The sequence below is a fragment of the Cognatiluteimonas weifangensis genome (assembly GCF_003416885.1).
Classification (GTDB): domain Bacteria; phylum Pseudomonadota; class Gammaproteobacteria; order Xanthomonadales; family Xanthomonadaceae; genus Cognatiluteimonas; species Cognatiluteimonas weifangensis.
The window spans coordinates 15,576-37,027 of record NZ_QVPD01000013.1 but is presented as its reverse complement, the minus strand read 5'-3'; the positions used below and the strand labels follow the sequence as shown (position 1 = coordinate 37,027).

Below are 21,452 nucleotides of genomic sequence, written 5' to 3'. Positions count from 1 at the left end.
CGCATAGCCGCGAACACCCAGTGCCCCTCGACCGGAGAACATCCAAATGAAAGACCTGCTCAACCTCTTCAACCAGCAGCGCCCGACGCTCGACTTCGACGCGATCAAGATCGCCCTGGCCTCGCCGGACCTGATCCGTTCGTGGTCTTTCGGCGAGGTGAAGAAGCCGGAGACCATCAACTACCGCACCTTCAAGCCCGAGCGCGACGGCCTGTTCTGCGCCGCGATCTTCGGCCCGATCAAGGACTACGAGTGCCTGTGCGGCAAGTACAAGCGCATGAAGCACCGCGGCGTGGTCTGCGAGAAGTGCGGCACCGAGGTCACCCTGGCCAAGGTGCGCCGCGAGCGCATGGGCCACATCGACCTGGCCTCGCCGGTCGCCCACATCTGGTTCCTCAAGTCGCTGCCCTCGCGCATCGGCCTGATGCTGGACATGACCCTGCGCGACATCGAGCGCATCCTGTACTTCGAGGCCTACGTCGTCACCGAGCCGGGCCTGACCCCGCTCGAGCGCGGCCAGCTGCTCAACGAAGAGCAGTTCATGCAGATGCGCCAGGAGCACGGCGACGACTTCGACGCCGCGATGGGCGCCGAGGCGGTGTTCGAGCTGCTGCGCACGATCGACCTGCAGGCGCAGATGGTGCAGCTGAAGGAGGAGATCGCCGCCACCGGTTCGGAGACCAAGCTCAAGCGCCTGACCAAGCGGATCAAGCTGGTCGAGGCGTTCCTGGAGTCGGGTAACCGCCCCGAGTGGATGGTCATGACCGTGCTGCCGGTGCTGCCGCCGGACCTGCGCCCGCTGGTGCCGCTGGACGGCGGCCGCTTCGCGACCTCCGACCTGAACGACCTCTACCGCCGCGTCATCAACCGCAACAACCGCCTGCGCCGCCTGCTGGAGCTCAACGCGCCCGACATCATCGTGCGCAACGAGAAGCGCATGCTGCAGGAGTCGGTGGACGCGCTGATGGACAACGGCCGTCGCGGCCGCGCCATCACCGGCACCAACAAGCGCCCGCTGAAGTCGCTGGCCGACATGATCAAGGGCAAGCAGGGCCGCTTCCGCCAGAACCTGCTCGGCAAGCGCGTCGACTACTCCGGCCGCTCGGTCATCGTGGTCGGTCCGTACCTGAAGCTGCACCAGTGCGGCCTGCCGAAGAAGATGGCGCTGGAGCTGTTCAAGCCCTTCATCTTCGCCAAGCTGCAGCGCCGCGGCCTCGCCACCACGATCAAGGCGGCCAAGAAGCTGGTCGAGCGCGAAGAGGCGGAAGTCTGGGACATCCTCGAAGAAGTCATCCGCGAGCACCCGGTGCTGCTCAACCGCGCCCCGACCCTGCACCGCCTCGGCATCCAGGCGTTCGAGCCGGTGCTGATCGAAGGCAAGGCCATCCAGCTGCACCCGCTGGTCTGCACCGCGTTCAATGCCGACTTCGACGGCGACCAGATGGCCGTGCACGTGCCGCTGTCGCTGGAAGCCCAGCTGGAAGCGCGCGCGCTGATGATGGCGTCCAACAACATCCTGTCGCCGGCTAACGGCGAGCCGATCATCGTGCCGTCGCAGGACGTGGTGCTCGGCCTGTACTACATGACCCGCGCACTGGAGAACACCCCGGGCGAGGGCATGGTCCTGGCCAACATCGCCGAGGTGAAGCGCGCCTACGACAACCGCGTCGCCGGCCTGCACGCCAAGGTCAAGGTGCGCATCACCGAGACCGTGATCGCCGCCGACGGCTCGCGCGAGAAGAAGACCTCGATCGTGGACACCACGATCGGGCGCGCGCTGCTGGCCGAAATCCTGCCGGAGGGCCTGCCGTTCGCGCTGGCCAACGTCGAGCTGACCAAGAAGAACATCAGCCGCCTGATCAACAGCTGCTACCGCACGCTCGGCCTGAAGGACACGGTCGTGTTCGCCGACAAGCTGATGTACACCGGCTTCGCCTACGCCACCCGCGCCGGCGTGTCGATCGGCATCGACGACATGATCATCCCGGGCGAGAAGAAGGAGATCCTCGAGGAGGCCGAGTCCGAGGTGCTGGAAATCCAGCAGCAGTACCAGTCCGGCCTGGTCACCGCCGGCGAGCGCTACAACAAGGTGGTCGACATCTGGTCGCGCACCAACGAGCGCGTGGCCAAGGCGATGATGGAGGCGATCGGCACCGAGAAGGTGAAGAACGCCAAGGGCGAGGTCGTCGACCAGAAATCGATGAACTCCGTCTACATCATGGCCGACTCCGGCGCCCGCGGTTCGCAGGCGCAGATCCGCCAGCTGGCCGGCATGCGCGGCCTGATGGCCAAACCGGACGGCTCGATCATCGAGACCCCGATCACCTCGAACTTCCGCGAGGGCCTGAACGTCCAGCAGTACTTCATCTCGACCCACGGCGCCCGCAAGGGCCTGGCGGACACCGCGCTGAAGACCGCGAACTCGGGCTACCTGACCCGTCGCCTGGTCGACGTCGCCCAGGACGTGGTGATCACCGAGAGCGATTGCGGTACCCACGATGGCCTGACCATGACCCCGATCGTGGAAGGCGGCGACGTGGTCGAGCCGCTGCGCGACCGCGTGCTCGGCCGGATCGTGGCCGAGGACGTGTTCCTGCCCGGCGACGACGTCGATCCGGTGGTGACCCGCAACACCCTGCTCAACGAGTCCTGGGTGCGCAAGCTCGAGGAAGCGGGCGTGCAGTCGATCAAGGTGCGCTCGACCATCACCTGCGAAAGCGCCTTCGGCGTGTGCGCGCACTGCTACGGCCGCGACCTCGGCCGCGGCCACATCGTCAACCATGGCGAGGCCGTGGGCGTGGTCGCCGCGCAGTCGATCGGCGAACCCGGCACCCAGCTGACCATGCGCACGTTCCACATCGGCGGCGCGGCGTCGCGTGCGGCGGCTATCGACAACGTCACCGTCAAGACCACCGGCTCGGTCAAGTTCAACAACCTCAAGCACGTGCGGCACGCCAGCGGCAGCCTGGTCGCGGTGTCGCGCTCGGGCGAACTGTCGATCCTCGACGCCCACGGCCGCGAGCGCGAGCGCTACAAGCTGCCCTACGGCGCCACCATCACCGTCGACGACGGTGCCACGATCAAGGCCGGGCAGACGCTCGCGCACTGGGATCCGCACAACCATCCGATCGTGTCGGAGGTGGCGGGCTTCGTCCGCTTCATCGACTTCATCGACGGCGTGACCGTGATCGAGAAGACCGACGAACTGACCGGCCTGGCCTCGCGCGAGATCACCGACCCCAAGCGTCGCGGTTCGCAGGGCAAGGACCTGCGCCCGATCGTGCGCATCGTCGACAAGAACGGCGAGGACCTCAACATCCCGGGCACCGATCTGCCGGCGCAGTACCTGCTGCCGCCGCGCTCGATCGTCAACCTGCAGGACGGGGCCGCGGTAGGGGTCGGCGACGTGGTCGCCAAGATTCCGCAAGAGGCGTCCAAGACCCGCGACATCACCGGCGGCCTGCCGCGCGTGGCCGACCTGTTCGAGGCGCGCAAGCCCAAGGACCCGGCGGTGCTGGCCGAGGTCTCCGGCATCGTCTCCTTCGGCAAGGACACCAAGGGCAAGCAGCGCCTGATCATCAAGGACGCCGACGGCAACGAGCACGAGGAGCTGATCCCCAAGTACCGCCAGATCATCGTGTTCGAAGGCGAGCACGTGGAGAAGGGCGAGACTGTGGTGGACGGCGAGCCGGCGCCGCAGGACATCCTGCGCCTGCTCGGCGTGGAACCGCTGGCCGTGTACCTGACCAAGGAAATCCAGGACGTCTACCGCCTGCAGGGCGTGAAGATCAACGACAAGCACATCGAGGTGATCGTTCGCCAGATGCTGCGCAAGGTCGAGATCACCGATCCGGGCGACAGCAAGTTCCTCAATGGCGAGCAGGCCGAGCGCCAGCGCGTGATCGAGGAGAACGCCAGGCTGGTCGCCCGGGGCGAGCTGCCGGCGAAGTTCGCGCCGGTGCTGCTGGGCATCACCAAGGCCTCGCTGGCGACCGAGTCGTTCATCTCCGCGGCCTCCTTCCAGGAGACCACCCGGGTGCTGACCGAGGCGGCCGTGCGCGGCACCCGCGACAACCTGCGCGGGCTCAAGGAAAACGTGATCGTCGGCCGCCTGATCCCGGCCGGCACCGGCCTGGCCTACCACGCCCAGCGCCGCCGCAATGCCGCCGGGTTGACCGAATCGGAGATGGAGACCCTGGCCGGCACGGTCACGGCCGAAGCCGAAGCGGTCGCCGAGAACGCCCCGGCGGGCGACGAGGCGGACGCCGGCTGATAGAATGCCGGCGTCGGCGGCCTTCCGGGGCCGCCACCAGACCACGAAATGAGGCGCAGGGAGCGCCTCGTCTTCGGCCCAGGGCAGGGCGGGAAATCAGGGAATCCGGGTGGATGGCCACGGCCGTCCCCCGGGGGTTCCGGCGATAGGCCGCGTTGACGCTAGCGTCGGGCGCGGGCTATACTTTTTCGTCTGAGCAGGCCGACTTATGCGGCCTGCTTCGTTTTCACCAGCGGATGCCGGTTCCCGACAAAACGGCCGCGCCGCTCCCCATCGAGCCCCGAACAACGCATGGCAACGATCAACCAGCTGGTGCGCAAGCCGCGCAACCCCGAGACCTACAAGAGCAATTCGCCGGCGCTGGCGAACTGCCCGCAGCGTCGCGGTGTCTGCACCCGTGTCTACACGACCACCCCGAAGAAGCCGAACTCGGCGCTGCGCAAGGTGGCCAAGGTACGTCTGACCAACGGTTACGAGGTCATCTCCTACATCGGCGGCGAAGGCCACAACCTGCAGGAGCACTCGGTGGTGTTGATCCGCGGCGGTCGCGTCAAGGATCTGCCGGGCGTGCGCTATCACACCGTGCGCGGTTCGCTCGACGCCGCCGGCGTGGCCAAGCGCAAGCAGGCCCGCTCCAAGTACGGCGCCAAGCGTCCGAAGGGTTGAGTCCGTCCGGGCGCCTGCCCGGAGCGGCGAGAGCGGCCACTCGTGGCCGCATTTCCAAACAAGCATTTTGAGATAGGCGAGCATCAGCTATGTCGCGTAAAGGCAACACTCCGCAACGCTCGGTCCTGCCAGACCCCAAGCACGGCAGCGAGACGATCGCGCGCTTCATCAACATGGTCATGTACAGCGGCAAGAAGTCCGTGGCCGAGAAGATCGTCTACGGCGCCATGGACGTGATCGGAGAGAAGAATCCGAATCCTCTGGAAGTGGTCGAGAAGGCGCTCGGCAACATCTCCCCGTCGGTCGAGGTCAAGTCGCGTCGCGTCGGCGGCGCCACCTACCAGGTGCCGGTCGAAGTGCGGCAGTCGCGGCGCATGGCGCTGGCGATGCGCTGGCTGATCGACTCGGCGCGCAAGCGCGGCGAGAACACCATGCCGCGCAAGCTCGCCGGCGAGCTGCTCGACGCCGCCGAGAACCGCGGCGGCGCGATCAAGAAGCGCGAAGAAACCCACCGCATGGCGGAAGCCAACAAGGCCTTCGCGCACTACCGCTGGTAAGCGCCGCCGCTCCGGCGACGGAGCCGTGGCGACGCAACCGGCGCGGGGCGAGCAGCCCCGGCTGCAAGAAGAGGCCGCCGCGAGGCGGCCACTGCGATTCGATCGCATGAGCCCGCACCGCGTGCGGACGACCCATTCGAAAAGAGATCACCACCGTGGCCCGCACCACTCCCATCGAGCGTTACCGCAACTTCGGCATCATGGCCCACATCGATGCCGGCAAGACCACCACGTCCGAGCGCATCCTGTTCTACACCGGCGTCAGCCACAAGCTGGGCGAGGTGCACGACGGCGCCGCGACCATGGACTGGATGGAGCAGGAGCAGGAGCGCGGCATCACCATCCAGTCGGCGGCCACCACCGCGTTCTGGACGGGCATGGACAAGTCCATGCCGCAGCATCGCTTCAACATCATCGACACCCCCGGGCACGTCGACTTCACCATCGAGGTCGAGCGTTCGCTGCGCGTGCTCGACGGCGCGGTGTTCGTGCTGTGCGCGGTCGGCGGCGTGCAGCCGCAGTCGGAGACCGTGTGGCGCCAGGCCAACAAGTACCACGTGCCGCGCCTGGCGTTCGTCAACAAGATGGACCGCACCGGCGCCAACTTCGACAAGGTCGTCGGCCAGCTGAAGTCGCGCCTGGGTGCGTACCCGGTGCCGATGCAGGTGCCGGTCGGCGCCGAGGACGGCTTCGACGGCGTCATCGACCTGGTCAAGATGAAGCGTATCCACTGGGATACCGCGTCCCAGGGCACGATTTTCGAATACGGCGAGATCCCGGCAGACCTTCTCGACAAGGCCACCGAGGCGCGTGCGTTCATGGTCGAGGCCGCGGCCGAGGCCAACGAAGCGCTGATGGACAAGTACCTCGAGGGCGGCGAGCTCAGCGAGGACGAAATCCTGGCCGGGCTGCGCGAGCGCACCCTGAAGACCGAGATCGTGCCGGTCTTCTGCGGCACCGCGTTCAAGAACAAGGGCGTGCAGGCCATGCTCGACGGCGTGATCCAGTTGCTGCCGTCGCCGGTCGACGTGCCGCCGGTCGTGGGCCTCGACGAGAAGGAGCAGGAGGCGCACCGCGAGTCTTCCGACAAGGCGCCGTTCTCGGCGCTGGCGTTCAAGATCATGACCGACCCGTTCGTCGGTTCGCTGACCTTCTTCCGCGTGTACTCGGGCGTGCTCAATTCCGGCGACCAGGTCTACAACCCGGTCAAGTCGCGCAAGGAGCGGATCGGCCGCATCCTGCAGATGCACTCCAACGAGCGCAGCGAGATCAAGGAAGTGCGCGCCGGCGACATCGCCGCCGCCGTGGGCCTGAAGGACGTCACCACCGGCGACACCCTGTGCGCGGTCGACAACGTGATCACCCTGGAGCGGATGACCTTCCCGGAGCCGGTGATCTCGATGGCGGTCGAGCCCAAGACCAAGTCCGACCAGGAAAAGATGGGCCTGGCACTGGGCCGGCTGGCGCAGGAGGACCCGTCGTTCCGCGTCAAGACCGACGAGGAGTCCGGCCAGACCATCATTTCCGGCATGGGCGAGCTGCACCTGGACATCATCGTCGACCGCATGAAGCGCGAGTTCAACGTCGAGGCCAACGTCGGCAAGCCGCAGGTCGCCTACCGCGAGACCATCCGCAAGGCGGTCAAGGCCGAAGGCAAGTTCGTGCGCCAGTCGGGCGGCAAGGGCCAGTTCGGCCACGTCTGGCTGGAGATCTCGCCGAACGAGCAGGGCAAGGGCTACGAGTTCGAGAACGCGATCGTCGGCGGCGTGGTGCCGAAGGAATACATCCCGGCGGTGGACAAGGGCATCCAGGAAGCGGTGGCCAACGGCATCATGGCCGGCTACCCGATCGTGGACGTCAAGGTGCGCCTGGTCGACGGCTCCTACCACGAGGTCGACTCGTCGGAAATGGCGTTCAAGATCGCCGGCTCGATGGGCTTCAAGGAAGGCTTCAACCGCGCCTCGCCGGTGCTGCTGGAGCCGATCATGAAGGTCGAGATCGTCACCCCCGAGGATTATCTCGGCGACGTGATGGGCGACGTCAGCCGCCGCCGCGGCATCCTGCAGGGCCAGGACGACAGTCCGTCGGGCAAGATCATCAACGCCATGCTGCCGCTGGGCGAGATGTTCGGCTACGCGACCAGCCTGCGTTCGATGTCGCAGGGCCGCGCCACGTTCACCATGGAATTCGACCACTACGCGGAAGCGCCGGCGAACATCGCCGAAGCCGTGATCAAGAAGAGCTGAGGCCGGGCCGTCGACGCCCGGGCCTCGGGCGATCGGCTCCCGGAACTGCGGAAGCCACTTTTTTCGAATCCAATCCGAATTACTGCACTAAAGAGAGACAGCCATGGCAAAGGGTAAGTTCGAGCGCACCAAGCCCCACGTGAACGTGGGCACGATTGGCCACGTGGACCACGGCAAGACGACGCTGACGGCGGCGCTGACGAAGGTGGGCGCGGAGCGTTTCGGCGGCGAGTTCAAGGCGTACGACCAGATCGACATGGCGCCGGAAGAGAAGGCGCGCGGGATCACGATTTCGACCTCGCACGTGGAGTACGAGTCGCCGAGCCGGCACTACGCGCACGTGGACTGCCCGGGGCACGCGGACTACGTGAAGAACATGATCACGGGTGCGGCGCAGATGGACGGTGCGATCCTGGTGTGCTCGGCGGCGGACGGCCCGATGCCGCAGACGCGCGAGCACATCCTGCTGGCCCGCCAGGTGGGCGTGCCGTACATCGTGGTCTACCTGAACAAGGCGGACATGGTGGACGACGCCGAGCTGATGGAGCTGGTGGAGATGGAAGTCCGCGAGCTGCTGAGCAAGTACGAGTTCCCGGGCGACGACACGCCGATCATCAAGGGTTCGGCGCTGAAGGCGCTGGAAGGCGACCAGTCGGAGATCGGGGTGCCGTCGATCCTGAAGCTGGTGGAAGCGCTGGACAGCTGGATTCCGGAGCCGCAGCGCGACGTGGACAAGCCGTTCCTGATGCCGGTGGAAGACGTGTTCTCGATTTCCGGTCGTGGCACGGTGGTGACGGGCCGAATCGAGCGCGGCATCGTGAAGGTGGGCGACGAGATCGAGATCGTGGGCATCCGGCCGACGGTGAAGACGACGGTGACGGGCGTGGAGATGTTCCGCAAGCTGCTGGACCAGGGGCAGGCGGGCGACAACGCGGGCCTGTTGCTGCGCGGCACCAAGCGCGACGAGGTGGAGCGCGGGCAGGTGCTGGCCAAGCCGGGAACGATCACGCCGCACACCGAGTTCGAGGCCGAGGTGTACGTGCTGAGCAAGGACGAGGGCGGGCGTCACACGCCGTTCTTCAAGGGTTACCGTCCGCAGTTCTACTTCCGGACCACGGACATCACCGGTGCGGTGACGCTGCCGGAGGGCGTGGAGATGGTGATGCCGGGCGACAACGTGAAGATGGTGGTGTCGCTGATCAACCCGGTGGCGATGGACGAGGGTCTGCGGTTCGCGATCCGCGAGGGCGGCCGCACGGTCGGCGCCGGGGTGGTGGCCAAGATCCTGAAGTGATGCGACGGGGCGTCCGCGCCTGCGCGGACGCCTTGCCGGGCTTCCGCCCCCCCGATCGTTTCGGTGGGACAGGGCGGGCGGATGGCAAGCTGAACCCGGGAGCCGGCCTGAAGGCAGGTCCCCGGGTGCCGGGCCCGCGAGGGCATGACAGCAAATCGCCGGCGGCTGCAGAAATGTGCTTGCGCATTTCTGCCTGCCCCGGCTAGAATGTGCGGCTCCGCGGCCCTTGCTTCCAACTGGGAGCCGCAATCAGCGAAATGAGGCGCAGGAGGCGCCTCGTTTTCGCCAGGCAGGGAAATGCCGCGCGGCAGCGCTCCGTCCGTCCCGAAAGATAGTTCGGGGCATCGTTGACGGGGCCGCACGCGCGTATGCAGTTTCCACCTGGCGGACCGGGCAACCGGTCCGCCTCGTTTTTCGGCCCGGAAGGCCGGCGGGGAACGCTCTCGCTTCTCCGGCAAGTCGTTGATTCGCAAGCATCCGTTGTTCACGGGTTCGGCGCACCCAGCCGTCGGCCTTCGCTCTTTACTTCGAGGAATTCCTCATGGCGGACCAGAAGATTCGCATCCGGCTGAAGGCGTTCGATCATCGCCTGATCGACCGTTCGGCCAGCGAGATCGTCGAGACGGCCAAGCGGACCGGCGCGCAGGTGCGCGGCCCGATCCCGCTGCCGACCAAGATCGAGCGCTACACCGTGCTGGTGTCGCCGCACGTCGACAAGGACGCGCGCGACCAGTACGAAACCCGCACGCACAAGCGCGTGCTCGACATCGTCGACCCCAACGACAAGACCGTGGACGCGCTGATGAAGCTCGAGCTCGCGGCCGGCGTCGACGTCCAGATCAAGCTGACCTGAGGGCCCCGCCATGACCGCGAAGAAGCATTCGTTGGGCATCGTCGGCCGCAAGGCCGGCATGAGCCGCCTGTTCACCGAGGACGGCAAGTCCGTGCCGGTGACCCTGATCGAGGCGACCCCCAACCGCATCACCCAGATCAAGACCGTCGAGAGCGACGGTTACAGCGCCGTCCAGGTCGCCGTCGGCGCCAGGCGCGCCGCACTGGTCAACAAGCCCGAGGCCGGCCACCTGGCCAAGGCCAAGGTCGAGGCCGGCCGCGGCCTGTGGGAACTGCGCGTGGCCGACGACCGGATCGGCGACTTCCAGGTGGGCGGCGAGATCCGCGCCGACATCTTCGAGGCCGGCCAGATCGTCGACGTCCAGGGCGTGACCAAGGGCAAGGGCTTCCAGGGCACGATCAAGCGCTGGAACTTCCGCATGGGCGACGCCACCCACGGCAACTCGCTGTCGCACCGTGCGCCGGGCTCGATCGGCCAGCGCCAGACCCCGGGGCGCGTGTTCCCGGGCAAGAAGATGGCCGGCCACATGGGCGCGGTGCGGCAGAGCACGCAGCGCCTGCAGGTGGTCAAGGTCGATGCCGAACGCGGCCTGATCGCGATCCGCGGCGCAGTGCCGGGCGCGCCCGGCGGCGACGTGATCGTGCGCCCGTCGAGCAAGGTTTAAGGAGAGATGACGATGGAACTCGCCATCAACAACGGCAAGACGCTGTCGGTGTCCGACGCGGTCTTCGGCCGTGAGTTCAGCCAGGACCTGGTCCACCAGGTCGTCGTCGCCTACCGCAACGCGGGCCGCGCCGGCACCAAGGCGCAGAAGACGCGCTCGGAAGTCAGCGGCACCACCAAGAAGTCGAAGAAGCAGAAGGGCGGCGGCGCCCGCCACGGCGCGCTGACCGCGCCGATCTTCGTCGGCGGCGGCGTGACCTTCGCGGCCAAGCCGCGCAGCTTCGCGCAGAAGGTGAACCGCAAGATGTACCGCGCCGCGATCTCCGCGATCCTGTCCGAGCTCAATCGCCAGGGACGGATCACGGTGGTCGAGAATTTCGACGTCGACGCACCGAAGACGTCCGGACTGGTCTCGAAGCTGAAGGATCTCAACGTCGGCCAGCGCCCGCTGATCGTCACCGAGGAAGCCTCCGAATCCCTGTACCTGTCGGCGCGCAACCTTCCCTACGTGGAAGTGCGCGACGTGCAGGGCCTGGACCCGGTCGCGCTGGTCGGCGCCGATTCGGTCGTGATCACGTCCCAGGCAGTCAAGAAGATCGAGGAGTGGCTGGCATGAACAGCGCTACCAGCGGCGCGGCGCGCGAGCTCGCCGCCAGCAAGCTCTACAGCATCATCCGTGCGCCGCGCGTGTCCGAGAAGACCGCGCGCCTGCAGGAAGTCTCCAACCAATACGTCTTCGAAGTGGCCACCGACGCGACCAAGGCCGACATCAAGGTCGCGGTCGAGAAGCTGTTCGACGTCAAGGTCGATGCGGTCAACGTGGTCAACGTGAAGGGCAAGAACAAGGCCTTCAAGAACCGCTCCGGCCGCCGCGGCGACTGGCGCAAGGCGTACGTGAAGCTGGCCGAAGGCCAGTCGATCGACGTGATGGCCAAGGCCTGAGGAACGATCCATGGCATTGATGACCTTCAAACCCACTTCCGCCGGCCGCCGCAGCGCGGTGCGCGTGGTCACGCCGGGCCTGCACAAGGGCGAGCCGCATGCCCCGCTGCTGGAGAAGCAGGGCAGGACCGGCGGCCGCAACCACCATGGCCGCATCACCACCCGCCACATCGGCGGCGGCCACAAGCAGCACTACCGGATCATCGACTTCAAGCGCGACAAGGAAGGCATCCCGGCGCGCGTGGAGCGGATCGAGTACGACCCCAACCGCACCGCGCACATCGCGCTGCTGTGCTACGTCGACGGCGAGCGCCGCTACATCATCGCGCCCAAGGGCCTGAAGGCCGGCGAGCAGGTGATCGCGGGTTCCGACGCGCCGATCAAGGTCGGCAACACCCTGCCGCTGCGCAACATCCCGGTCGGCTCCACCGTGCACTGCATCGAGATGAAGCCCGGCAAGGGCGCGCAGATCGCGCGTGCCGCCGGCGCCGGCGTGCAGCTGGTCGCCCGCGAGGGCGTCTACGCGATGCTGCGCCTGCGCTCGGGCGAGATGCGCAAGGTGCCGTCCGAGTGCCGCGCCACCATCGGCGAAGTCGGCAACGACGAGCACAACCTGGAGAAGCTCGGCAAGGCCGGCGCCAGGCGCTGGCTCGGCATCAAGCCGACCGTGCGCGGCGCCGCCATGAACCCGGTCGACCACCCGCACGGCGGCGGCGAGGCCAAGGCCGGCCAGGGCAACCCGCATCCGGTCACCCCGTGGGGCGTCCCGACCAAGGGTTACAAGACCCGCAAGAACAAGCGCACCCAGCAGTTCATCGTGCGCGATCGCAGGAGCTAATCGGCCATGGCACGTTCACTGAAGAAGGGCCCGTTCGTCGACCACCACCTGATGAAGAAGGTGGAGACCGCGGGCAGCAGCAAGAAGCCGATCAAGACATGGTCGCGCCGCTCGATGGTGATGCCGGAAATGGTCGGCTTCACCATCGCCATCCACAACGGCAAGAACCACATCCCGGTGCTGGTCAACGAGAACATGGTCGGGCACAAGCTCGGCGAGTTCGCCATGACCCGCACGTTCAAGGGCCATGGCGGCGACAAGAAGGCCGGGAAGTAAGGAGATGGCAATGGAAGCGAAGGCAATCCTGCGCACCGCGCGCATCTCTCCCCAGAAGGCCCGCCTGGTCGCCGACCAGGTGCGCGGGCTGTCGGCCGAGCGCGCCGTCAACCTGCTCAAGTTCTCCGACAAGAAAGCCGCCCACATGATCCGCAAGGTCGTCGAGTCGGCGATCGCCAACGCGGAGAACAACCAGGGCGCCGATGTCGACGAGCTCAAGGTCACCACCATCATGGTCGACGAGGGCCCGACGCTGAAGCGCTTCATGGCGCGGGCGAAAGGCCGCGGCACGCGCATCCTCAAGCGCACCAGCCACATCACCGTCGTCGTCGGCGAGGGCAAGTAATCATGGGTCACAAAGTTCATCCGACCGGTATCCGCCTTGGCATCTCCAAGGACTGGAACTCCAAGTGGTTCGCCGGCAAGAAGGAATACGCCGGCTACCTCGCCGCCGACCTCAAGGTCCGCGAGATGCTGCGCAAGAAGCTGGCCGCCGCCGGGATCAGCAAGATCCTGATCGAGCGCCCGGCCAAGACCGCGCGCGTCACCATCCACACCGCCCGCCCGGGCGTGGTGATCGGCAAGCGCGGCGAGGACATCGAGAAGCTGCGCAAGGAAGTCAGCGACCTGATGGGCGTTCCGGCGCACATCAACGTCACCGAGGTGCGCAAGCCCGAGCTCGACGCGCAACTGGTCGCCGAGTCGATCGCGCAGCAGCTGGAGCGCCGCATCATGTTCCGCCGCGCGATGAAGCGCGCGGTCGGCAACGCCATGCGCCTGGGCGCGCTGGGCATCAAGGTCAACGTCGCCGGCCGCCTCAACGGCGCCGAGATCGCGCGCTCGGAGTGGTACCGCGAGGGTCGCGTGCCGCTGCACACGCTGCGCGCCGACGTCGACTACGGTTTCGCCGAGGCCCGTACCACCTACGGCATCATCGGCATCAAGGTGTGGGTCTACAAGGGCGAGATCTTCGATTTCTCCCAGGTGGGCCAGGAGAAGCAGGACGATGCGCCGCGCGGCGATCGCCCTGACCGCAGCGACCGTCCGCGTGCGCCGCGTCGTGACCGCGAGGCGAGGGAATAAGCCATGTTGCAACCCAAGCGAACCAAATTCCGCAAGATGCACAAGGGCCGCAACGACGGCCTGTCCTGGAACGGCAACGCCGTCAGCTTCGGCGAGTACGGGCTGAAGGCGACCGCCACCGGCCAGCTCACCGCGCGCCAGATCGAGGCCGCGCGCCGTTCCATCAGCCGCTACGTCAAGCGCGGCGGCAAGATGTGGATCCGCGTGTTTCCCGACAAGCCGATCACCAAGAAGCCGATCGAGGTCCGCATGGGCTCGGGCAAGGGCAACGTCGAGTACTGGGTCGCGCAGATCCAGCCCGGCCGCATGATCTACGAGATCGAGGGCGTCGACGAGGCCACCGCGCGCGAGGCGTTCCGCCTGGCCGCGGCCAAGCTTTCGGTGACCACCACTTTCGTGTCCCGGACGGTGCGCTGATGGAACTCAAGCAGATGCGTCAGAAGTCGGCTGACGAGCTCAAGGCCCACCTGGTCGAGCTGCACAAGGAGCAGTTCTCCCTGCGCATGCAGAAGGCCACCGGCCAGCTCGCCAAGACCCACGAGGCCCGCCGGGTGCGCCGCGAAATCGCGCGCGTCAACACCCTGCTTGGCCAGCAGAAGTAAGGAATGGCCGACATGACGGAAAACAACGGGAAGAAGCTGCACACGGTCGAAGGCCGCGTGGTCAGCAACAAGATGGACAAGACGGTGACGGTGCTCGTCGAGCGCCAGGTCAAGCACGCGTTGTACGGCAAGTACGTCCGCCGCTCGACCAAGCTGCACGCCCACGACGCCGACAACGCCTGCAACACCGGCGACATGGTGCGCGTGGCCGAGTGCGCGCCGATGTCCAAGACCAAGAACTGGCGCGTGGTCGAGATCCTCGTCCGCGCGGCTGAATAAGGAGGGCCCGGCAATGATCCAGATGCAGAGCCACCTCGACGTGGCCGACAATTCGGGCGCCAAGGAAGTCATGTGCATCAAGGTGCTCGGCGGCTCCAAGCGCCGTTACGCCGGCATCGGCGACATCATCAAGGTGTCGATCAAGGATGCGATCCCGCGCGGCAAGGTCAAGAAGGGCGAGGTCTACGACGCCGTGGTGGTGCGCACCCGCAAGGGCGTGCGCCGCGCCGACGGTTCGCTGATCCGCTTCGACGGCAACGCCGCGGTGCTGCTCAACAACAAGCACGAGCCGATCGGCACGCGCATCTTCGGGCCCGTGACCCGCGAGCTGCGCTCCGAGAAGTTCATGAAGATCGTCTCGCTCGCACCTGAAGTGCTCTGAGCGGAGGAACGCAGATGAATCGCATCAAGAAGGGCGACCACGTGGTCGTCACCGCAGGCAAGGACAAGGGCAAGCGCGGCGACGTCGTGCGCGTGGCCGGCGACAAGGTCGTCGTGTCCAACGTCAACATCGTCAAGCGCCATACCAAGCCCAACCCCCAGGCCAACCAGCCTGGCGGGGTGATCGAGCGCGAGGCGCCGATCCATGTTTCGAACGTGATGCTGTTCAATCCTGCCTCGGGCAAGGGCGAGCGCATCGGTACCAAGGTGCTGGAGGATGGACGCAAACTGCGTGTGTTCCGCTCCAGCGGTGAGGCGATCGACGCCTGAGGAATGCAGCAATGACCAGCCGATTGGAAGAGTTCTACAAGCAGGAAGTGGTGCCGAAGCTGATGCAGAAGTTCGGCTACACCAACCCGATGCAGGTCCCGCGCCTGTCCAAGATCACGCTCAACATGGGCGTGGGCGAGGCCGCGACCAACAAGAAGATCCTCGAAAACGCGACCGCCGACATGGCCAAGATCGCCGGCCAGAAGCCGGTGGTCACCAAGTCGCGCGTCTCGGTGGCCTCGTTCAAGATCCGCGACGGCTGGCCGATCGGCTGCAAGGTGACGCTGCGCCGCGCGAAGATGTACGAGTTCCTGGATCGCCTGATCAACGTCTCGCTGCCGCGCGTGCGCGACTTCCGCGGCGTGTCGGGCCGCGCGTTCGACGGCCGCGGCAACTACAACATGGGCGTGAAGGAGCAGATCATCTTCCCGGAGATCGACTTCGACCAGGTCGACGCGCTCCGCGGCATGGATATCGCCATCACCACCACCGCCCGTACCAACGAGGAAGCCAAGGCCCTGCTCGAGGCCTTCCGGTTCCCGTTCCGCAACTGATCGACAGGACAGACAAATGGCAAAGACCTCCATGGTCAACCGCGAGACGAAGCGCGCGAAGCTGGCGAAGAAGTACGCTGCCCGGCGCGAGTCGCTCAAGCAGGTCATCAGCAGCCGGACGGCGAGCTACGAGGAGAAGATGGACGCCGCGGTCAAGCTGCAGAAGCTGCCGCGCGATTCCTCCGCCAGCCGCCAGACCACCCGTTGCGCCCTGACCGGCCGTCCGCGCGGCGTGTACAGCAAGTTCGGCCTCGGCCGCAACAAGCTGCGCGAAGCGACCATGCGCGGCGACGTCCCGGGCCTGCGCAAGGCCAGCTGGTAAGCAAAGGCTCCGCCCGCGACGGCAATTGCCGTCGCGGTTCCACGAATTCGCAATTCCGCGGATATCGGTGCACTCAAAGGTGACATTCAATGAGCATGACTGATCCCATCGCCGACATGCTGGTCCGCATCAGGAATGCGGCGGCGGTCGGCAAGCCGACGGTGAAGATGCCGTCGTCCAAGACCAAGGTCGCGATCGCCAAGGTCCTCCAGGACGAAGGCTACATCGCCGGCGCGCACGTGACCGAGGACGGTGCCAAGGCCGAGCTCGAGATCGTGCTGAAGTACTACGAGGGCAAGCCGGTGATCGAGCGCCTGCATCGCGTCTCGCGTTCGGGCCTGCGCCAGTACCGCGGCAAGGACGCGCTGCCCAAGGTGCTGGGCGGCCTCGGCGTCGCCATCATCTCCACCTCCAAGGGCATCATGACCGATGCGCAGGCGCGCCAGCAGGGCGTCGGCGGCGAAGTCCTGTGCTTCGTGGCCTAAGGGAGCAGCGAACATGTCTCGTGTAGCCAAGAAGCCGATCGCCCTCGCCAAGGGCGTCGAGCTGAACATCCAGGCCGACAGGATCGGCGTCAAGGGCCCGAAGGGCACGCTGTCGATCGCCAAGCCAGAGGGCGTCGAGGTCAAGGTCGAGGACGGCCACGCCGTGCTCTCCGCCGCCGACCCGATGTGGGTGCCGATGGCGGGCACCCTGCGCGCGATTCTGGCCAACATGGTGCAGGGCGTTTCCGCCGGTTTCGAGCGCAAGCTCGAGCTGGTCGGCGTCGGCTACCGCGCCGCGATGCAGGGCAAGGACCTGAACCTGTCGCTGGGCTTCTCGCACCCGGTGCTGTTCCCGGCGCCCGAGGGCATCACCATCACCACCCCGACCCAGACCGAGATCGTGGTCAGCGGGGCCGACAAGCAACGCGTCGGCGAAGTCGCGGCCAAGATCCGCGGCTTCCGACCGCCGGAGCCGTACAAGGGCAAGGGCGTCAAGTACGCCGGCGAGAACATCATCCGCAAGGAAGCCAAGAAGGCATAACGCGGATCCTTCCGCAAGAGCCCGCACAGCCATGCGCGGACTTTTCGAACCTTCAGCTTCCGGAGACAGAAGACCATGGAAAAGAAGATTGCCCGCCTGCGCCGCGCCAAGTCCACGCGCGCGCACATCCGCGAACTCGGCGTGCCGCGCCTGTCGGTGCTGCGCACCGGCCAGCATCTGTACGCACAGGTGTTCAGCGCCGACGGCTCGAAGGTCCTGGCCGCGGCCAGCACCACCCAGGCCGACGTGCGCGAGGGCCTGAAGAACGGCAAGAATGCCGACGCCGCCGCCAAGGTCGGCACCGCGATCGCGCAGAAGGCACGCGCCGCCGGCATCGAGAAGGTCGCTTTCGACCGCTCGGGCTACCGCTACCACGGCCGCATCAAGGCGCTGGCCGATGCCGCGCGCGAGGGCGGCCTGCAGTTCTGATTCGCGTCACCTGCCGGTGCGGGCCGCACCGGACGGCACGGCCAGTTCTGGTCGTGTCCGGCACATCCGGACCACGCCACAACCATAAGCGGCTCCGCCGCAAGCAAACCCCTCAACAGACGGAATCATCGAGATGGCAGACGAACGAGCACCGCGGGGCCGCGATCGCGATCGCAACCGCGAGGAAATGGACGACGGCATGATCGAGAAGCTGATCGCGGTCAACCGCGTCAGCAAGACGGTCAAGGGCGGCCGCCAGTTCACCTTCACCGCGCTGACGGTGGTGGGCGACGGCGACGGCAAGGTCGGTTTCGGCTACGGCAAGGCGCGTGAAGTGCCGGTCGCAATCCAGAAGTCGATGGAGCAGGCGCGTCGCGGCATGTCCCGCGTCGACCTCAACAACGGCACCTTGTGGCACGCGGTCAAGTCCGGTCACGGCGCGGCGCACGTGTACATGCAGCCGGCCTCGGAAGGTACCGGCGTGATCGCCGGCGGCGCCATGCGCGCCGTGCTTGAGGCGGTGGGCGTGAAGAACGTGCTGGCCAAGGCCACCGGCTCGCGCAACCCGATCAACCTGGTGCGCGCCACCCTCAAGGGGCTGACCGAAATGCATTCGCCGGCCCGGATCGCGGCCAAGCGCGGCAAGAAGGTGGAGGACCTGCAGCATGGCTAAGAAGGAAACCGGCGCCACCCAGGGCAGCGGCACCGTCAAGGTGCGGCTGGTCAAGGGCCTGCGGGGAACCCAGGCACGCCATCGCCTGTCTGTGAAGGCTCTGGGCCTGAACAAGCTCAACGACATGCGCGAACTCAAGGACAGTCCGCAGGTCCGCGGCCTGATCAACAAGGTCCACTACCTCGTGCGGGTTGAGGAGTAATCACCATGAAGCTCAATACACTCAAGCCGGCCGACGGCGCGCGCCAGGAGCGCAAGCGCGTGGGCCGTGGCATCGGTTCGGGCCTGGGCAAGACCGCGGGTCGCGGTCACAAGGGTTCGTTCGCGCGCTCGGGCAAGGGCAAGATCAAGCCCGGCTTCGAGGGCGGCCAGATGCCGATGCAGCGGCGCCTGCCGAAGATCGGTTTCGCCTCGCTGAAGAAGCACGACACCGCCGAAGTGCTGCTGTACCGGCTGGATACGCTGCCGGCGGGCGAGGTCGATTTCGCCGCGTTGCGCGCCGCCAAGCTGGTCCCCGCCAGCGCCAGGCAGGCCAAGGTCGTGAAGAAGGGCGAGATCAGCAAGTCGTTCGTGCTCAAGGGCGTGCTGGCCACCGCCGGCGCCAAGGCCGCGATCGAGGCGGCCGGCGGCCGCGTCGCCGCCGCGGAAGCAGGGGAGTAAGCCGCGCATGGCGCGCAGCGCTAACGCATTGGCCGGGCTGGCCGGCGCCGGCAAGTTCACCGAACTGCGCCAGCGCCTGCTGTTCGTGGTCGGTGCGCTGCTGGTGTACCGCCTGGGCTGCTACATCCCGGTCCCGGGCGTGAATCCGGAGGCGATGCTGCAGCTGATGGAGTCGCAGGAAGGCACCATCGTGGACATGTTCAACATGTTCTCCGGCGGCGCCCTGTCGCGCTTCAGCCTGTTCGCGCTGAACGTGATTCCGTACATCTCCTCCTCGATCGTCATGCAGCTGATGGTGCAGGTCCTGCCCAGCCTGAAGGCGATCCAGAAGGAAGGCGAATCCGGACGCCGCAAGATCACCCAGTGGTCGCGCCTGGGCTCGATCCCGCTGGCGATCTTCCAGTCGGCGGGCATCGCCATCGCGCTGCAGAGCTCCGGCGCCAGCAACGGCATCCCGGTGGTGTACGCCCCGGGTTGGGGCTTCGTGATGACGGCGGTGGTGGCGCTGACCGCCGGCACCATGTTCCTGATGTGGGTCGGCGAGCAGGTGACCGAGCGCGGCGTTGGCAACGGCGTGTCGCTGATCATCTTCGCCGGCATCGTCGCCGGGCTGCCGGGGGCGGTGTTCGGCACGCTCGAGCAGGCGCGCAACGGCGACATCAGCGCGCTGGCGGTGATCTCGATCGGGCTGATCGTGATGGCGGTGACCTGGTTCGTGGTGTTCGTGGAAAGCGGGCAGCGCCGGATCACGGTCAACTACGCGCGCCGCCAGGGCGGCCGCAGCGCGTACATGAACCAGTCCTCGTTCCTGCCGCTCAAGCTCAACATGTCGGGCGTGATCCCGCCGATCTTCGCCTCCTCGATCATCATGTTCCCGGCGACGGCCTCGACCTGGTTCGGCCAGGCCGGTTCGGCGCTCTGGCTGCAGAAGGCGAGCCAGGCGCTGTCCCCGGGGGAGCCGTTGTACCTGCTCCTGTACGGCGGGCTGATCGCCGGTTTCACCTTCTTCTACACTGCGCTGGTCTTCAACTCGCAGGAAACCGCCGACAACCTGAAGAAGTCCGGTGCGCTGATCCCGGGCATCCGCCCCGGCAAGGCCACCGCCGACTACGTCGACGGCGTGCTGACGCGGCTGACGGCGGTCGGCGCCGCCTACCTGGTGGCGGTCTGCCTGCTGCCGGACCTGATGCGGACCGAACTGGGTGCCTCGTTCTATTTCGGCGGCACCTCGCTGCTGATCGTGGTGGTGGTGGTGATGGACTTCATCGCGCAGATCCAGGCGCACCTGATGTCGCACCAGTACGACAGCCTGCTGAAGAAGGCGAACCTGAAGGGGCGAGGGGGCGCACGCTAGCGCGGCACCGCTTCGACCGCCCGGCCACGGCCGGCCGGGCCGGACTCCCCGGAGTCCGGCGCCAGCGCCATGGAGGGCATGCAATACCCGCCGGACCGACCTATGCGCGGACCGGCAAGATGGGCGACCCGGGCGGCGGTCTCGCGCGCGGGTGGTCCGGGGCCGATCCGCGCGCCGGAGTAGCGCGCGGGGCCGGATAGGGCGGTTCGCCGCCCGCTCCGGCCAGCCCGGGACCGTCGCCGGAGCATGGGCACACTCCCCATGCCGGAGTCGCGGAAGCCCCGGCTTCCGAGGCTTCCTGTGAACCCGAGACCCTGTTAGAATTTTCGATTCACTCCGCCGGGTGTGACCCATCCGGCCGCCAACCAGTTTGGAGACCGCGTCATGGCGCGTATTGCCGGCGTCAACCTGCCTGCCCAGAAGCACGTCTGGGTCGGGCTGCAAAGCATCTACGGCATCGGCCGTACCCGTTCCAGGCAGGTCTGCGAGGCCGCCGGCGTCGCGCCGTCGACCAAGATCCGCGACCTGTCGGAGCCGGAAGTCGAGCGCCTGCGCCTGGAGATCGGCAAGTTCGCCGTCGAAGGCGACCTGCGCCGCGAGGTCGGCGTGGCCATCAAGCGGCTGATGGACCTGGCCTGCTACCGCGGCCTGCGCCACCGCCGCGGCCTGCCCCTGCGCGGCCAGCGCACCCGGACCAACGCCCGTACCCGCAAGGGTCCGCGCAAGGCCATCAAGAAGTAAGGAACCGACATGGCCAAGCCAGCTGCTGCGAAAGTCAAGAAGAAGATCAAGCGCGTCGTCACCGACGGCATCGCCCACGTCCACGCTTCTTTCAACAACACCATCGTCACCATCAGCGACCGCCAGGGCAACGCGCTGTCGTGGGCGACCTCCGGCGGCGCCGGCTTCCGCGGCTCGCGCAAGTCGACCCCGTTCGCCGCGCAGGTCGCCGCCGAAAAGGCCGGCAAGGCCGCGCTCGACTACGGCGTGAAGTCGCTGGAAGTGCGGATCAAGGGCCCGGGCCCGGGCCGCGAATCGGCCGTGCGTTCGCTGAACAACGTCGGCTACAAGATCACCAACATCATCGACGTGACCCCGATCCCGCACAACGGGTGCCGTCCGCCGAAGAAGCGTCGCGTCTGAGGAGCTGA

The 21,452-nt window shown here is 66.9% G+C and carries 29 protein-coding genes; all 29 read left to right on the top strand.

From position 1 onward, the window contains the following. Positions 1–46 precede the first annotated feature (46 nt). The 29 genes from rpoC (at position 47) to rpsK (ending at position 21,444) form a co-directional block, all read left to right on the top strand. Positions 47–4,273 carry a DNA-directed RNA polymerase subunit beta' gene (gene rpoC / locus D0Y53_RS11095; RefSeq protein WP_117203390.1) on the top strand — a complete coding sequence of 1,409 codons (4,227 nt, stop codon included), beginning with the start codon at positions 47–49 and terminating at the stop codon, positions 4,271–4,273. Between the two features lie 291 nt (positions 4,274–4,564). Beyond that, on the top strand, positions 4,565–4,939 hold the full coding sequence (gene rpsL / locus D0Y53_RS11090; RefSeq protein WP_117203389.1) for a 30S ribosomal protein S12: 375 nt from the start codon (positions 4,565–4,567) through the stop codon (positions 4,937–4,939). Between the two features lie 89 nt (positions 4,940–5,028). Continuing rightward, a complete protein-coding gene (gene rpsG / locus D0Y53_RS11085; RefSeq protein ID WP_117203388.1) occupies positions 5,029–5,496 on the top strand; it encodes a 30S ribosomal protein S7 in 468 nt (155 codons plus the stop codon). A gap of 155 nt (positions 5,497–5,651) precedes the next feature. After that, complete coding sequence (gene fusA / locus D0Y53_RS11080) at positions 5,652–7,742, top strand: elongation factor G (protein WP_117203387.1); 2,091 nt, start codon at positions 5,652–5,654, stop codon at positions 7,740–7,742. 103 nt (positions 7,743–7,845) lie between these two features. After that, positions 7,846–9,036 (top strand): elongation factor Tu, encoded by a 1,191-nt coding sequence (gene tuf / locus D0Y53_RS11075; RefSeq protein ID WP_117203386.1) that lies wholly within the window; start codon positions 7,846–7,848, stop codon positions 9,034–9,036. A 541-nt stretch (positions 9,037–9,577) separates the two neighbouring features. Then, on the top strand, positions 9,578–9,889 hold the full coding sequence (gene rpsJ / locus D0Y53_RS11070) for a 30S ribosomal protein S10 (protein WP_005408208.1): 312 nt from the start codon (positions 9,578–9,580) through the stop codon (positions 9,887–9,889). A 10-nt stretch (positions 9,890–9,899) separates the two neighbouring features. Next, positions 9,900–10,553, top strand: a complete 654-nt coding sequence (rplC, locus tag D0Y53_RS11065) for a 50S ribosomal protein L3 (RefSeq protein ID WP_117203385.1) — start codon at positions 9,900–9,902, stop codon at positions 10,551–10,553. A gap of 12 nt (positions 10,554–10,565) precedes the next feature. Continuing rightward, a complete protein-coding gene (rplD, locus tag D0Y53_RS11060) occupies positions 10,566–11,168 on the top strand; it encodes a 50S ribosomal protein L4 (RefSeq protein ID WP_117203424.1) in 603 nt (200 codons plus the stop codon). Then, positions 11,165–11,494, top strand: a complete 330-nt coding sequence (rplW, locus tag D0Y53_RS11055) for a 50S ribosomal protein L23 (protein WP_117203384.1) — start codon at positions 11,165–11,167, stop codon at positions 11,492–11,494. Before rplD ends, rplW begins: the two co-directional genes overlap by 4 nt. A 10-nt stretch (positions 11,495–11,504) precedes the next feature. Next, on the top strand, positions 11,505–12,332 hold the full coding sequence (gene rplB / locus D0Y53_RS11050; protein WP_117203383.1) for a 50S ribosomal protein L2: 828 nt from the start codon (positions 11,505–11,507) through the stop codon (positions 12,330–12,332). A gap of 6 nt (positions 12,333–12,338) precedes the next feature. Then, positions 12,339–12,608: a 30S ribosomal protein S19 gene (gene rpsS, locus D0Y53_RS11045; protein ID WP_117203382.1), complete on the top strand. Its 270-nt coding sequence runs from the start codon at positions 12,339–12,341 to the stop codon at positions 12,606–12,608. A 10-nt stretch (positions 12,609–12,618) separates the two neighbouring features. Beyond that, positions 12,619–12,954 (top strand): 50S ribosomal protein L22, encoded by a 336-nt coding sequence (rplV, locus tag D0Y53_RS11040; RefSeq protein ID WP_117203381.1) that lies wholly within the window; start codon positions 12,619–12,621, stop codon positions 12,952–12,954. A 2-nt stretch (positions 12,955–12,956) separates the two neighbouring features. Then, a complete protein-coding gene (gene rpsC / locus D0Y53_RS11035; protein ID WP_117203380.1) occupies positions 12,957–13,691 on the top strand; it encodes a 30S ribosomal protein S3 in 735 nt (244 codons plus the stop codon). A 3-nt stretch (positions 13,692–13,694) separates the two neighbouring features. Continuing rightward, entirely contained in the window at positions 13,695–14,108 is a 414-nt protein-coding gene (gene rplP, locus D0Y53_RS11030; protein WP_117203379.1) for a 50S ribosomal protein L16, read from the top strand. Next, positions 14,108–14,293, top strand: coding sequence for a 50S ribosomal protein L29 (gene rpmC, locus D0Y53_RS11025; protein ID WP_117203378.1), 186 nt, complete (start codon positions 14,108–14,110; stop codon positions 14,291–14,293). The genes rplP and rpmC overlap by 1 nt, the downstream gene beginning before the upstream one ends. A gap of 12 nt (positions 14,294–14,305) precedes the next feature. Further along, positions 14,306–14,572 carry a 30S ribosomal protein S17 gene (gene rpsQ / locus D0Y53_RS11020; protein WP_117203423.1) on the top strand — a complete coding sequence of 89 codons (267 nt, stop codon included), beginning with the start codon at positions 14,306–14,308 and terminating at the stop codon, positions 14,570–14,572. 13 nt (positions 14,573–14,585) lie between these two features. Next, positions 14,586–14,954, top strand: a complete 369-nt coding sequence (gene rplN, locus D0Y53_RS11015) for a 50S ribosomal protein L14 (RefSeq protein ID WP_027080643.1) — start codon at positions 14,586–14,588, stop codon at positions 14,952–14,954. A gap of 14 nt (positions 14,955–14,968) precedes the next feature. Then, complete coding sequence (gene rplX, locus D0Y53_RS11010; protein ID WP_117203377.1) at positions 14,969–15,283, top strand: 50S ribosomal protein L24; 315 nt, start codon at positions 14,969–14,971, stop codon at positions 15,281–15,283. A gap of 11 nt (positions 15,284–15,294) precedes the next feature. After that, positions 15,295–15,837, top strand: coding sequence for a 50S ribosomal protein L5 (rplE, locus tag D0Y53_RS11005; RefSeq protein WP_117203376.1), 543 nt, complete (start codon positions 15,295–15,297; stop codon positions 15,835–15,837). A 16-nt stretch (positions 15,838–15,853) separates the two neighbouring features. Further along, a complete protein-coding gene (rpsN, locus tag D0Y53_RS11000) occupies positions 15,854–16,159 on the top strand; it encodes a 30S ribosomal protein S14 (protein ID WP_117203375.1) in 306 nt (101 codons plus the stop codon). An 89-nt stretch (positions 16,160–16,248) separates the two neighbouring features. Further along, entirely contained in the window at positions 16,249–16,644 is a 396-nt protein-coding gene (gene rpsH, locus D0Y53_RS10995) for a 30S ribosomal protein S8 (protein ID WP_117203374.1), read from the top strand. Between the two features lie 13 nt (positions 16,645–16,657). Continuing rightward, complete coding sequence (rplF, locus tag D0Y53_RS10990) at positions 16,658–17,185, top strand: 50S ribosomal protein L6 (RefSeq protein ID WP_117203373.1); 528 nt, start codon at positions 16,658–16,660, stop codon at positions 17,183–17,185. Positions 17,186–17,260: 75 nt separating this feature from the next. Continuing rightward, positions 17,261–17,614, top strand: coding sequence for a 50S ribosomal protein L18 (gene rplR, locus D0Y53_RS10985; protein WP_117203372.1), 354 nt, complete (start codon positions 17,261–17,263; stop codon positions 17,612–17,614). 133 nt (positions 17,615–17,747) lie between these two features. Continuing rightward, positions 17,748–18,287, top strand: coding sequence for a 30S ribosomal protein S5 (gene rpsE / locus D0Y53_RS10980; protein WP_117203371.1), 540 nt, complete (start codon positions 17,748–17,750; stop codon positions 18,285–18,287). Next, positions 18,280–18,489: a 50S ribosomal protein L30 gene (gene rpmD, locus D0Y53_RS10975; RefSeq protein WP_117203370.1), complete on the top strand. Its 210-nt coding sequence runs from the start codon at positions 18,280–18,282 to the stop codon at positions 18,487–18,489. Before rpsE ends, rpmD begins: the two co-directional genes overlap by 8 nt. Further along, a complete protein-coding gene (gene rplO / locus D0Y53_RS10970) occupies positions 18,489–18,947 on the top strand; it encodes a 50S ribosomal protein L15 (protein WP_199492055.1) in 459 nt (152 codons plus the stop codon). Before rpmD ends, rplO begins: the two co-directional genes overlap by 1 nt. 7 nt (positions 18,948–18,954) lie before the next feature. After that, on the top strand, positions 18,955–20,301 hold the full coding sequence (secY, locus tag D0Y53_RS10965; protein ID WP_117203368.1) for a preprotein translocase subunit SecY: 1,347 nt from the start codon (positions 18,955–18,957) through the stop codon (positions 20,299–20,301). Positions 20,302–20,685: 384 nt separating this feature from the next. Continuing rightward, on the top strand, positions 20,686–21,042 hold the full coding sequence (rpsM, locus tag D0Y53_RS10960; RefSeq protein WP_117203367.1) for a 30S ribosomal protein S13: 357 nt from the start codon (positions 20,686–20,688) through the stop codon (positions 21,040–21,042). Positions 21,043–21,051: 9 nt separating this feature from the next. Further along, on the top strand, positions 21,052–21,444 hold the full coding sequence (gene rpsK / locus D0Y53_RS10955; RefSeq protein ID WP_117203366.1) for a 30S ribosomal protein S11: 393 nt from the start codon (positions 21,052–21,054) through the stop codon (positions 21,442–21,444). Positions 21,445–21,452: the final 8 nt, after the last annotated feature.